This window comes from Paraburkholderia lacunae, assembly GCF_003353175.1.
GTDB lineage: Bacteria > Pseudomonadota > Gammaproteobacteria > Burkholderiales > Burkholderiaceae > Paraburkholderia > Paraburkholderia lacunae.
The window spans coordinates 358,220-370,035 of the sequence record NZ_QHKS01000002.1; the positions used below are offsets into that span (position 1 = coordinate 358,220).

At 63.1% G+C, this 11,816-nt stretch carries 12 protein-coding genes; 2 read left to right on the plus strand and 10 right to left on the minus strand.

The window, feature by feature from the left end; translation table 11 throughout:
• Positions 1–22: 22 nt before the first annotated feature.
• The gene (gene lolB, locus DLM46_RS04490; RefSeq protein WP_115099564.1) at positions 23–655 is read right to left on the minus strand and encodes a lipoprotein insertase outer membrane protein LolB; all 633 of its coding nucleotides are present in this window, start codon (positions 653–655) and stop codon (positions 23–25) included.
• Positions 655–2,496, minus strand: coding sequence for a tetratricopeptide repeat protein (locus tag DLM46_RS04495; protein ID WP_115099565.1), 1,842 nt, complete (start codon positions 2,494–2,496; stop codon positions 655–657). Before DLM46_RS04495 ends, lolB begins: the two co-directional genes overlap by 1 nt.
• Positions 2,497–2,583: 87 nt before the next feature.
• Between DLM46_RS04495 and mutM the strand changes: the two genes are divergently transcribed.
• Complete coding sequence (gene mutM / locus DLM46_RS04500) at positions 2,584–3,414, plus strand: bifunctional DNA-formamidopyrimidine glycosylase/DNA-(apurinic or apyrimidinic site) lyase (protein WP_115099566.1); 831 nt, start codon at positions 2,584–2,586, stop codon at positions 3,412–3,414.
• A gap of 7 nt (positions 3,415–3,421) precedes the next feature.
• A complete protein-coding gene (gene mutY / locus DLM46_RS04505; protein WP_208866233.1) occupies positions 3,422–4,537 on the plus strand; it encodes an A/G-specific adenine glycosylase in 1,116 nt (371 codons plus the stop codon).
• A 12-nt stretch (positions 4,538–4,549) separates the two neighbouring features.
• Here mutY and DLM46_RS04510 read toward each other — a convergent pair whose 3' ends face one another.
• The 8 genes from DLM46_RS04510 to lptA form a co-directional block, all read right to left on the minus strand.
• On the minus strand, positions 4,550–5,185 hold the full coding sequence (locus tag DLM46_RS04510; RefSeq protein ID WP_115099568.1) for an LON peptidase substrate-binding domain-containing protein: 636 nt from the start codon (positions 5,183–5,185) through the stop codon (positions 4,550–4,552).
• A gap of 39 nt (positions 5,186–5,224) precedes the next feature.
• Positions 5,225–6,118, minus strand: a complete 894-nt coding sequence (rapZ, locus tag DLM46_RS04515; RefSeq protein WP_115099569.1) for an RNase adapter RapZ — start codon at positions 6,116–6,118, stop codon at positions 5,225–5,227.
• A 98-nt stretch (positions 6,119–6,216) separates the two neighbouring features.
• Complete coding sequence (gene hprK, locus DLM46_RS04520; protein WP_115099570.1) at positions 6,217–7,185, minus strand: HPr(Ser) kinase/phosphatase; 969 nt, start codon at positions 7,183–7,185, stop codon at positions 6,217–6,219.
• A gap of 124 nt (positions 7,186–7,309) precedes the next feature.
• Positions 7,310–7,825, minus strand: a complete 516-nt coding sequence (ptsN, locus tag DLM46_RS04525) for a PTS IIA-like nitrogen regulatory protein PtsN (protein WP_115099571.1) — start codon at positions 7,823–7,825, stop codon at positions 7,310–7,312.
• Between the two features lie 295 nt (positions 7,826–8,120).
• A complete protein-coding gene (hpf, locus tag DLM46_RS04530) occupies positions 8,121–8,480 on the minus strand; it encodes a ribosome hibernation-promoting factor, HPF/YfiA family (RefSeq protein WP_115099572.1) in 360 nt (119 codons plus the stop codon).
• Between the two features lie 169 nt (positions 8,481–8,649).
• On the minus strand, positions 8,650–10,167 hold the full coding sequence (locus DLM46_RS04535) for an RNA polymerase factor sigma-54 (RefSeq protein ID WP_115099573.1): 1,518 nt from the start codon (positions 10,165–10,167) through the stop codon (positions 8,650–8,652).
• Positions 10,168–10,354: 187 nt separating this feature from the next.
• Positions 10,355–11,140: an LPS export ABC transporter ATP-binding protein gene (gene lptB / locus DLM46_RS04540; protein ID WP_115099574.1), complete on the minus strand. Its 786-nt coding sequence runs from the start codon at positions 11,138–11,140 to the stop codon at positions 10,355–10,357.
• Positions 11,137–11,808, minus strand: coding sequence for a lipopolysaccharide transport periplasmic protein LptA (lptA, locus tag DLM46_RS04545; RefSeq protein ID WP_115099575.1), 672 nt, complete (start codon positions 11,806–11,808; stop codon positions 11,137–11,139). The genes lptB and lptA overlap by 4 nt, the downstream gene beginning before the upstream one ends.
• Between the last annotated feature and the right edge of the window lie 8 nt (positions 11,809–11,816).

Below are 11,816 nucleotides of genomic sequence, written 5' to 3' on the forward strand. Positions count from 1 at the left end.
AAAGTTGCGCGAACAGGCGCGGCTACTGATCCAGCACGAGCTTGATGTCGAGCGGCGGTTCCAGTCGGCTCAGGTTGATGCGCTTCACGCCGGTAGCCGGCGCGTCGGCATACGCCAGGTAGTCGATCGTCCAGCCGTCCTGCGTGATCTGTTTCAGGCGCGACGGCTGTTCGGGATCCTTCTCGGTCCGCGCGCTCGACGTCGGCGCAGGCGACGGCTGCAGCCAATAGCGCAACCCCTCGACCGGCAGCGCAAAGCCGAGCGCGTTCTGCATCAGTGTCGAGACGTTGTCGGCGGTGAGCGGCTGACGATTCGGCAACTCGAGCGTGGCCGAAGCCGGCGACGAAGTCACGATCGCGAGCGTCTGACCGAGCGGACTGCGTAACTGCAGGGTGACGGTGTCGCCGGTTTCCTGCCAGGCGAAGTTACCGTACGCATTGCGCTGCTGGCCGTTCTGATCGTTGTACTGGACCGCGAAGCGGCCTTGATAGGCGCGGCTCGTTTGCGTCGAGATGGACGTCGCGGTGTTCGAAGCGGACGGCCCTTGCGGCTTCACCGATGCACAACCAGCCAATGCGACGACCGCCGCCGCTGCAAATCCGAGCGCCGCTCCACGCTGCGTCCGGGGAAAAGAAAACACGCGGGAAAGACGCATCAAAGATCGTTTACCTGGAGACGTTGCAGCGTTTTAACAAGCGTGTCGTTGTCCGGTTCGAGTTTGCGCGCATCGCGGAAAGCGGCGCGTGCCTGATCCTGCGCTCCGGTTTTCCACAACACTTCGCCGAGGTGCGCGCCGATTTCGGCATTCGGCTGGATGTCGTAGGCCTTGCGCAGCAGCTTGATCGCGTCCGACGTATTGCCCATGCGGTACTTGACCCAACCGACGCTGTCCATGATGAACGCGTCGTTCGGGGCAAGCGACGAAGCCTTCTCGACCAGCCTGTTCGCTTCCGCGAGGCGCTGATTGCGATCGGCCAGCGAATAGCCGAGTGCGTTATACGCCTGCGGATTGTCCGGCTGCGTCTCGATCAGCTTGCGCAGTTGCGCCTCCATGACATCGTAGTGGCCGGTCTTTTCTGCGGCCATGGCGTAGTCGTAGGTCAGATCGGGGTCGTCCGGGAAATTCGCGGTGGCTCTTTGCAGGGCCGCTTCCGACTCGGGGTAGCGTTTCGCATCGAACAGGATCGCCGCATCGGTACGCGCGATCAGCGCCTGGTCGCGCGGATCGCGCGCCTGCAGGCCGGCCAGCAGGTTGCGGGCGTCTCCGGTCTTGCCCTGTTTGGCGAGCAATTGCGCGCGCGTGATCTGCGCCGGCATGTATTGCTGGCTCGACGGGGAAATCTTGTTCAGCCAGTCGCCCGCTGCCGCTTCGTTCTTCTGTTCGAGCGACAGTTGCGCGAGGTAGATATACGCCTGGCCCGGATCGGCGCCCGGCGTTTTTTCCGCTTGCTGCGCATACTGGGTGAGATACTTCTGCGCGTCGGCGAAATTCTTTTGCTGGATCTTGATCAGCGCGAGCGCCATCAGCGGCGTGAGGTCCTTCGCGTTGTTCTTGTGCATGATCTCGAACTGCTGCTGCGCGTCGTCCAGACGGTCGCTCGCGAGATACATCTGCGCGAGCGCGAGACGCGCATCATGCGATTTCGGATTCTGCTGCACGTACTTTTCGAGGGACGCAATGCCTTCCTTGCGCTCCTCCGGGCCCATCTGCGAGAGCATCAGCGCGGCCGGCAGATAGTCGGGCTTGAGCGTCAGCGCCTGTTCGAGCGACTTGCGCGCGCCCGGCGCGTCGTCCGAAACGAGCTGCTGACGTGCAATGGCCAGTTGCGCTTCGGGCCGGTTCAGGTCGTTCTTCAGCAGGTCTTGCAGAACGTGCAAGCCGCCGATCCGGTTCGGACCGCGCGACAGCAGCAGTTGCAGCGCGAGAATCGCACTGCCGCGATTTTCGGCGGGCACCTTTGCCAGTTCGCTTGCGAGGATCGGCGCGGCGTCGTCAGGTTTGCCGGACAGCACGAGCAGCGACGCGTCGAGTTGCGCGGCGCGTTCCGAGTTCGGCGCATACTGCTGCCACAATTGCGCGGCGGCCAACGCGTCCGAAGGGCTCTGCGCGGCCAGCGCGATTTCGGTCGCGCGTTGCGCCATGCGCGGATCGTGTGTGTCGCGCGCGAGCGCGAGGTAGGTCTGGTAGGCGGGCGCCGGCTGGTCGCGTTGCAACGCGACTTCGGCGGCGAGCACCTGGAATACGATCTGGCTCGACAGTGCGACGTTCGGCAAAGACTTCAGGTCTTCTGCCGATGCAGGGCCGAGCGGGTCCGGCAAGGTGACGGAGGTGTCGTCCGAGTCCGGCGAGGGGTCCTGCGCGTGCGCGGGCACGGCAGCCAGCGCCCAGACGGCGAGCGCGGCCGCGCCGAGCATCCGGCGAGCGGAGACAGCGTGCGGCACGCGCGATGCGTTGGCCGGGCGCTTCGAAAACAGCTTCACGAAGGACAAGTTCATGGAAATCCGTTCAATGTTTCGGACGATTGTAACGCGCTCGCTACAATACGCGCACAACCACTCACGCAAGTTGCAGACCAGTTAGACATGCCAGAGTTGCCAGAAGTTGAGGTTACCCGACGGGGAATCGAACCGTATGTGTCCGGGCGCAAGGTTGAACGCGTCGACGTGCGTACGCCCGCGCTGCGCTGGCCGATTCCGGCGGACCTTGCGAAAACCTTGCGTGGCCATGTGGTGCGCAAGGTCGAGCGGCGCGGCAAGTACCTACTGTTCGAAATCGACGCCGGCTGGTTTATCGTGCACCTGGGCATGACCGGCACGCTGAGGGTGCTGCGCCACTTGCCGCGCCCGCCGGCCGCGGGGAAACATGACCACATCGACTGGATTTTCGACGAATTCATTCTGCGCTACCGCGATCCGCGGCGCTTCGGCGCGGTGCTTTGGCATCCGCGCGAAGCCGGCGACGTGCTCGAACATCCGCTGCTCGCGGCCTTGGGCGTGGAGCCGTTCTCGCCGGCGTTCTCCGGCGCACTGATCCATCGGCTGACGCGCGGGCGCAAAGTGTCGGTGAAGCAGGCGCTGCTGGCGGGTGAAATCGTGGTCGGCGTGGGCAATATTTACGCGTCCGAGAGCCTGTTTCGCGCCGGCATCCGGCCCACCACCGCGGCGGGCCGCGTCTCGCTGGTTCGGTACGATCTCCTGGCGGACGCGGTGCGCGTGACGCTCGCCGCGGCGATCGAGAAGGGCGGCAGCACGCTGCGCGATTTCGTCGGCAGTGACGGCGAGAGCGGTTACTTCCAGCTCGACTATTTCGTCTATGATCGCGCGGGCCTGCCATGCCGCGTGTGTGGAACGCCGATCAAACAGATCGTGCAGGGGCAGCGTTCCACGTATTTCTGTCCGACCTGCCAGCGCTAATTTTTCGATGCCCTCTCGCTTAACTCCGTCCGCCGCACCCGCCGCGTCAACTTTTCCGGCCTTGTCCGATTTTTCCGCCAGGCTGATCGCCTGGCAGCGCCGGCATGGCCGTCACGACCTGCCGTGGCAGAACACGCGTGATCCGTATCGCATCTGGCTGTCGGAAATCATGCTGCAACAGACCCAGGTGTCGACGGTGATTCCGTACTACGCAAAGTTTCTGGCGCGGTTTCCGGATGTCGCCGCGCTCGCCGCAGCGCCGATCGACGACGTGATGGCGCTATGGGCCGGCCTCGGCTACTACACGCGCGCTCGCAATCTGCATCGCTGCGCGCAGGCGGTGGTCGAGCGGCATGGCGGCGCGTTTCCAGCATCGGTCGACGAACTGGCGGAATTGCCCGGCATCGGCCGCTCGACGGCGGCGGCGATCGCGTCGTTCGCATTCGGCGCGCGCGCGACGATCCTCGACGGCAACGTGAAGCGGGTTCTGGCGCGCGTATTTGGCGTTGAAGGCTTTCCCGGCGAGAAGAAAGTCGAGAACACGATGTGGACGCTGGCGGAATCGCTGCTGCCGTCGAATGCATCGGACGACGATGTCAGCGCCTACACGCAAGGTCTGATGGACCTCGGGGCAACGCTGTGCGTGCGCGGCAAGCCGGATTGCCTGCGCTGCCCGTTCGCGGTCGATTGCTTGGCGAACGTGACGGGACGGCAGCGCGAGTTGCCCACAGCGCGGCCCAAAAAAACGACGCCGACACGCCGCACGTGGATGCTGGTGCTGCGCGACGGCAACGCCGTGATGCTGGAAAAACGCCCGCCGTCGGGCATCTGGGGCGGCTTGTGGAGCCTGCCCGAAGCCGCCGACGAAGCCGCACTCGCCGAGCGGGCGCGCGCCTTCGGCGGCGATGGATCGGTCTCGCCGCTCGCACCGCTCACGCACGTATTCACGCATTTCAGGCTGGATATCGAGCCGCGGCTGGCGGAACTGAGCCGCGGTGTGGGCGCGCCGGCCGCGTTAGGCGATGCGCACACCGCGTGGGTCGCGCTAAGCGATCTCGATGCGTTCGGCGTGCCCGCACCGGTGCGCAAACTGCTGGACGGCTTGCAAGGCTCACTGCTGTAAAAGCAGCGGTTTTTACAGCAACTGATGCTGCTGCATGTAGTGATGAACCACGTCGATTCGCGCGCCGGCGTCCTGCAATTCCATCAGTTTCTGGCGGGCGCGCAGCGCAATCGGCAACACCTCGGCGAGACGGTTCGACACCCATGACGGGTCGTCGAGTCTGAACGGTTCGGCGAACGGCAAGCTTTCCGGATCGCGTTCGCCAATCGTCGCGATGATCCGTTCGAGCACCTCGGCGCACGCTCCGAATTTGGCCAGATGCTGATTGCCTTCGAGCGGTATGTCGTCGCCGAGCGGCTCGGCCATGCCGACCAGCAAGCCGCTGCTTTCCACGCGGTGCGACAGGAGGCGGAAGCGCTTCGTGCCGCGCGCGCGAATCAGCAGCATGCCGAAGGCTTCGACATCGCACTCTTCGATTTCGGCAAGACAGCCGATTGCTTCAGGCACTGAAGGCTCTTCGGCGCGCGCCACTTCGGCGCCGCTTTTCAGCAGACACACGCCGAACGGCGTTTTGTCACGCAGACAGTCGCGCGCCATGTCGAGGTAGCGCGCCTCGAAGATTTTCAGGGGCAGCAGCCCGTCGGGAAACAGCACCGTATGCAGCGGAAACAGCGGCACATCGGCAAGCACAGTAGAAGTGGTAGACATGGCGCAACGCTTCGAGGTGAGGCCGCGCGATGCGGCCGGTTAAGCCACTAGCTTCGATGATTCGCCGATCTCGACCGGCGCATCGCGGTGCCGCACAATCACATTCGCCTGACTTGCGAGACGCGCGGCGAGCGTCTCAGCAATGAACACCGAGCGGTGCTGGCCGCCCGTGCAACCGATCGCGACGGTGAGATAACTGCGGTTGTCGTCGCGGAAATGCGGCAGCCATTTGTCGAGAAACTTCTCGATGTCGTCGATCATTTCGTGAACGACCGGCAGCGCATCGAGAAAATCCATCACAGGCTTATCGAGGCCCGTAAGCGGCCTTAATTCATGATCGTAGTACGGGTTCGGCAGCGTGCGTACGTCGAACACGAAATCGGCATCGAGCGGCACGCCGCGTTTGAAGCCGAACGATTCGAACATCAGCACGAGACCTGAATGCTCCTGCTCGATGAAGCGTTTGACCCACGCGCGCAGCACGTTCGCGCGCAGATTGCTGGTGTCGATCTGATGGCCGAACTCGGCAAGACCTGCCACTAGTTCACGTTCGCGTTCGATTGCTTCGGCGAGCGACGTCAGCAAGCCGACGTCCGCGTCGTGCGCGGTCGAACCGGACAGCGGATGCCGGCGGCGTGTTTCGGAGAAGCGCTGAATCAGCGATTGCGTGCTTGCGTTTAGGAACAGGACGCGCACGTCATGGGCGCGCGACAGATCGCGGATCATCGCGGGCATTTCGTCGAGCGAAGCGCTCGAGCGCGCGTCGATGGCTACCGCAAGGCGGTCTTGCCCGTCCTCGGCGAGGTAGTTGGCCAGTTGCGGCAGAAAACGCGGCGGCAAATTGTCGACGCAGTAATAACCCGCGTCTTCAAGCGCGTTCAGGGCAACTGACTTGCCGGAGCCGGAAATACCGGTGATCAGGATTATGCGCATGGAGTCGTGAAATCCGTACATTTCATCATAGCATCTGGTCCCCGTGCGCGCGCCCCGCCGCCCACCGTTGACACGAAGCGTGGCGTAGCGGCGCAAGCTCAGATCAATTTGCCGGGAAACTGGCTGTCGGGATCCTGCATCGCCAGACGCTGGCGATCCATGAAGTCGCGCAATGTATCGATGCCGCGCAGTTGCAGGATCGTGTTGCGCACCGCCGCTTCGACCAGCACCGCGAGGTTGCGGCCGGCCGCCACCTGAATCGTGACTTTGCTGATCGGCAGGCCGAGCACGTCGACGGTTTGGCTTTCGAGCGGCAGCCGCTGGAATTCGCCGTCAGGACGGCGCACCAGCTGTACGATCAGCTTCAGCTTCATTTTTCGGCGCACGGCGGTTTCGCCGAAGATCGTCTTGATGTCGAGCAGGCCGAGGCCGCGCACTTCGAGCAGGTTTTGCAGCAGCGGCGGGCAGCGCCCTTCGACGAAATCAGGACCGAGGCGTACGAAATCCACCGCGTCGTCTGCCACAAGGCCGTGGCCGCGGCTGATCAGTTCCAGCCCGAGTTCGCTCTTGCCGAGGCCGGAGTCGCCGGTGAGCAGCACGCCCATGCCGAGGATGTCGAGGAACACGCCGTGCAGCGTGGCGCGAGGCGCGAGAATGCGCGACATATAGAGGCGCAGGCTGTCGATCACCGCGGCGGCGGACATCGGCGTGGTGAACAGTGGTGTGGACGAGCGCGTGCAGCGCAGCACCAGCTCCGGCGGCGCGGCTACGCCGCCCGCCACCACCAGAAACGGCGGTTCCAACGCGATTAGCTCGGCCATGTGGCGCGAGCGGTCTTCGTCGGTTTGACGCTTGTAGTAGTCGATTTCGGCGTCGCCGAGCACCTGAATCCGGTTCGGGTGGATCAGGTTCAAGTGGCCGACAAGATCGGCGCTCGACGTGGCATTGGCGACCGATTCTGAAGAAAAGCCGCGTTCCCAGCCTTCATGCCCCGTCAGCCAGCTTAGTTTCAGCGCGGCTGCGTTGTCGTCGAAAATGCTCTGGGCGTTGATGCTGGACGTATCCATGAGTCAGTGACTCCAGTGTGGACCGCTTGCCCGGCAAGGCGCGGCCGCGCTCACGCGCAGCGCGCCATGCAGTGCTGAACCCGCACGCTCGCGGGTAACCGGCGTGCGGATAACCGCCGATACATCAAGGTTGCCACTGAGTAAGCAGGCGATGCAACGCTTCGCGATTTTCTTCCGTGTGCAGCCGCTCGCGGGCTTCGCGATCGGACAGCAATTGGGCGATTTCCGAAAGAATTTCGAGGTGCTGCTGGGTGGCCTGTTCGGGCACCAGCAGGAAGATCAGCAGCGAAACCGGCTGCCCGTCGGGCGATTCGAAGGGGATGGGCTCGGCGAGGCGGACGAACGCGGCAAGCGGTTGCTTCAAGCCTTTGATCCGGCCATGCGGAATCGCGACGCCTTCACCAAGCCCGGTCGATCCGAGGCGCTCGCGCGCAAACAGATTGTCAGTGACCGTGCTACGGGCGATGCCGTTCTGGTTCTCGAAGATCAGGCCCGCTTGCTCGAACACGCGTTTCTTGCTGGTGACCGATAGTCCGACGACGACGTTCTCGAGGGGAAGAAATTTGGCTAAACGATTCATGTTGACAGGCGAAAACGTGGCCTGGTTTCTCCTCGCTGGGGCGTTTGAGTGGTGTTCCATTCGTTTTGATGCTCACGGCGATGTGCATTGGAGTCCGAAAGCGCAGGACTCCGGCCGACCGACTTCCCTTTGAGCTCGCTTGACCCCGATGGTAACCGGAACATTATAGAACAGGGTAGCTGTGGATGGTGCGGCGCGCCATCGCCCGGCGTATGCGTTTGTTAGCTGGAGGCAGCGGCCCCCGCGCTGGGGAGCGGGAGGAGGCTCACAAGCGGTTCAACGCGGCTCAAAAAGCGGCCCGGAAACGAAAAACCGCCCGGTTTCGGGCGGTTTAGCTGGGTAAGGAAAGCCTTCCTTATTGCGGCGGCACGTCCACTTGCGGCGCCAGCGGCTGGTACTTGATCGCCTCGTGCTGATGGCCCTGCAGACGATCCTTATGGCGTATCACTTGCCGGTCGAGCTTGTCGATCATCAGATCGATCGCAGCGTAGAGATCGCTGTCACAGCTCTCGACAAAGATGTCTTTGCCCTTCAAATGCAGGTTGATTTCAACCTTTTGACGCTTTTCCTTTTCCTTGTGGTTGTCGACCGAGAGGACCACACTGCCGTCGATGACCTGATCAAAATGTCTTAGCACCCTATCTAGTTTGGTGATCACGTATTCGCGCAACGCAGGCGTTACTTCGAGGTGGTGTCCACTGATCTGCAGATTCATAGTGCTTCTCCAAGCTAGATGCCGCTTGTTCCGCACGATGACGTAGGTCCGGTCGATTGTCGGCTTGCCTGAGTCGCCCCCCGGTGACTGACTGCTGGCAGGTCGCATCGGCCGGCCTTTCCGCCAACTGCGGAGCGGCCGGTAAATGCCCGCCGCAACAGGCGACGGGCTACAGAGACTTGCGCAGGTTGACTGCCGGAATCTTGAGCGCTTCGCGGTACTTCGCAACGGTACGCCGTGCGACCACGAAGCCCTGTTCCGCCAGCAGTTCGGCTATGCGACTGTCTGAAAGAGGAGATTTCGGGTTTTCCGCTCCTATCAGTTGCTTGATGAGCGCGCGAATCGCCGTGGAGGAGGCCGCGCCACCCGTGTCGGTTGAGACGTGTGATCCGAAGAAGTACTTAAATTCAAGCGTCCCGAATGGGGTCAGCATGTATTTACCGGTTGTCACACGCGAGACAGTCGACTCGTGTAGGCCCAGCGTATCAGCAATTTCCCGCAAAACCAAGGGGCGCATGGCAATTTCGCCGTGCACAAAAAAGCTCTTTTGACGCTCCACAATAGCTTGCGCGACCCTGAGGATCGTCTCGAAACGCTGCTGGATATTCTTGATCAGCCAGCGCGCTTCCTGCAGTTGCTGGCGCAACGATCCGCTGCCCGGATCGCCCCGGTTATTGCGCAGAATATTCGCGTACAGATGGTTGATCCGCAGCTTCGGCACGACTTCCGGGTTCAGCTCCGCCTGCCAGCCCTGTGCCGTCTTGCGCACCATGATGTCCGGCACGACGTAGTCCGCTTCCGCCTTGCCGTATGCGGCCCCGGGAAACGGCTCGAGCGAGCGGATCAACAGATGCGCATCGCGCAGGTCGTCGTCGCTGGCCTTCAGATGCTTGCGCAGGCGCGTGAAGTCGCGCGCCGCGAGCAGTTCCAGATGGTGGGCGACGATGTCGAGCGCAAGCGTGCGGGTAGGCGAGTCGTCGAGCCGCAGCAGTTGCAGCTTCAGACATTCGGACGCGGAGCGCGCGCCGACGCCCGCCGGGTCGAAACTATGCAGCAGCGCAAGCGCGGCGTTCAGTTCGTCCAGGTCGACTTCGAGCTCCTCGGGCAGGTCGGCCAGCACTTCTTCCAGCGTGGCGGTGAGGTAGCCGTCGTCGTCGAGTGATTCGATCAGGAAGGTGATCAGCGCGCGGTCGCGCTGGCCCGCCTGGGTGACGCGCAATTGCGCCGTCAGGTGATCGCGCAGCGAGGTGCTCGATTCGTGGATTTGCAGCGGCGGCAGATCGTCGTCGTCCGAGGCGTTGCCGGAGCGGCCGTAGTCGTCGAGATTCCATTGCGACGCGTCGCTGTTGCCCTCTCCCGAAAGCCCGTTATATTCGTCGACGCCCTGCGGCTCGCCGTTCTCGGCGCGCTCGCTGCCGCTCGCGGACGAAGACGAAGTATTGCCGCCCATCTGGTCGGGCGGCGCGGAGGAGTTGGGCGCCTGGGCGATCAATGAGCCGTCGGCCGCCACGCGCAGGGGGCTCGCAATCCAGTCGTCCTCGTTTTCGAGGAGCGGATTCTGCGAGATCGCCATTGCGACTTCCTGCTGCAGTTCGAGCGTAGACAGCTGAAGCAGCCGGATGGACTGCTGCAGTTGCGGGGTCAGCGCAAGATGCTGCGATAGGCGGAGTTGGAGGCTGGCTTTCATGGCAAGTTGAGATTCATTGTAGAGAGTTTGCCACGACCGCGATACCTTGCGACACTCGCAATAACGTGTGCGCCGGTTTTGGGCGACGCCGGGCGCGGGGCGCCCCCGGTCAAAAATGCTGATGTGCGGTTGCCGCAAAGGACCGGCGGAGCAGGCGCGCTCGCTCCGCCGGTAATCCCTTGTGTACTTACATGCGGAAGTGCTCGCCCAGATAGACGCGCCGCACGCTTTCGTTTTCGATGATGTCGCTCGGCGCACCGGCTGCCAGCACGCTGCCGTCGCTGATGATGTATGCGTGATCGCAGATGCCGAGCGTTTCGCGCACGTTGTGGTCGGTAATCAGCACGCCGATATTGCGCTGCTTCAGGAATTTGACGATCTTCTGGATTTCCAGCACAGCGATCGGATCGACGCCCGCGAACGGTTCGTCGAGCAGAATGAAGCTCGGATTGGTGGCCAGCGCGCGTGCGATTTCAACCCGCCGCCGTTCGCCGCCGGACAGCGACAGCGCCGGATTTTCGCGCAGGTGAGCGATCTGAAGTTCGTCAAGCAACGCTTCGGTGCGGCTGGTAATACCGTCTTTGGAGAGCCGCTTGCCGTTGTCTTCGTGTTGCAACTCCAGCACCGCGCGAATGTTTTCTTCGACGGTGAGCTTGCGGAACACGGAGGCTTCCTGCGGCAGATACGACAGGCCCAGCGACGCGCGCTTGTGGATCGGCAGCAGGCTGATCGACTTGCCGTCCAGATCGATTTCGCCCGCATCGAGGGGCACGAGGCCGACAATCATATAGAACGAGGTGGTCTTGCCGGCGCCGTTCGGGCCGAGCAGGCCGACCACTTCGCCGCTTTTGACGTCGAGCGACACGTCTTTGACGACCGTACGCGAGCCGTAACGCTTTTTCAGGTTGCGCACCGCCAGTGAACTGCTGGTGCCGGCCGGCTTGCGATTGGGGAGGGACGCGGAGGTATTCACTGGTTCGGCGCTCCCTGGATCGTGGTGGACGGCGCGAGCGTGGCCGACGCGCCGCTCAGCGGCGCCGGGCCGCCGTTGCGCGGCGACAGCATCGCGCGCACGCGGCCGGTCGGATTGCCCGGGCCGGCGACGTCCTTGCCCGCCTTCGCAGTGTAGAAGTCGTTCTGACCGTCATACGTAACGACGCTGCCGTGCACCTGGTCCATCACCGTCGAGAGGCCTTGCAGGCGCTTCACGGTGGCGTTGGTGGTCAGCGTGGTCAGGTCCTGCTTGCCGTCGTAGTCGATACGGATTGCCGTGCCTTCGATGTATTCGTCGAGGCCTTCGCGCTTCTGGCGGAAATACGACAGATTGCCGCCGCCGGAGGTGCCGGTGGCGTACTGATAGCCCTGCGGATCTTGCGTCACTTCGACCCGATCGGCCTTGATCACGATCGTGCCTTTGGTGGCGACCACGTGGCCGGTGAAGATGTTGACCTGCTTGAGGTCGTCGTAAGTCATGTTGTCCGCTTCGATATTCAGCGGCTTGTCCTTGTCGGCGCGGTCCGCGTGCGCGAGCGGCGCAAAGCCGGCGAGCGGCAACGCGACGATCAGCGCAGCGAGTCCGGCGCGGCACGCGGATAGGGTACACGCGCGGCCGGTATCAAAACGGGGGAACGATTCGTTCATGCAGTCAC

Bases quoted from the DNA above. Each gene is read 5' to 3' on its own strand.
- lolB (WP_115099564.1), bottom strand. From the start codon at position 655: ATGCGTCTTTCCCGCGTGTTTTCTTTTCCCCGGACGCAGCGTGGAGCG.
- DLM46_RS04495 (WP_115099565.1), bottom strand. From the start codon at position 2,496: ATGAACTTGTCCTTCGTGAAGCTGTTTTCGAAGCGCCCGGCCAACGCA.
- mutM (WP_115099566.1), top strand. From the start codon at position 2,584: ATGCCAGAGTTGCCAGAAGTTGAGGTTACCCGACGGGGAATCGAACCG.
- mutY (WP_208866233.1), top strand. From the start codon at position 3,422: ATGCCCTCTCGCTTAACTCCGTCCGCCGCACCCGCCGCGTCAACTTTT.
- DLM46_RS04510 (WP_115099568.1), bottom strand. From the start codon at position 5,185: ATGTCTACCACTTCTACTGTGCTTGCCGATGTGCCGCTGTTTCCGCTG.
- rapZ (WP_115099569.1), bottom strand. From the start codon at position 6,118: ATGCGCATAATCCTGATCACCGGTATTTCCGGCTCCGGCAAGTCAGTT.
- hprK (WP_115099570.1), bottom strand. From the start codon at position 7,185: ATGGATACGTCCAGCATCAACGCCCAGAGCATTTTCGACGACAACGCA.
- ptsN (WP_115099571.1), bottom strand. From the start codon at position 7,825: ATGGAACACCACTCAAACGCCCCAGCGAGGAGAAACCAGGCCACGTTT.
- hpf (WP_115099572.1), bottom strand. From the start codon at position 8,480: ATGAATCTGCAGATCAGTGGACACCACCTCGAAGTAACGCCTGCGTTG.
- DLM46_RS04535 (WP_115099573.1), bottom strand. From the start codon at position 10,167: ATGAAAGCCAGCCTCCAACTCCGCCTATCGCAGCATCTTGCGCTGACC.
- lptA (WP_115099575.1), bottom strand. From the start codon at position 11,808: ATGAACGAATCGTTCCCCCGTTTTGATACCGGCCGCGCGTGTACCCTA.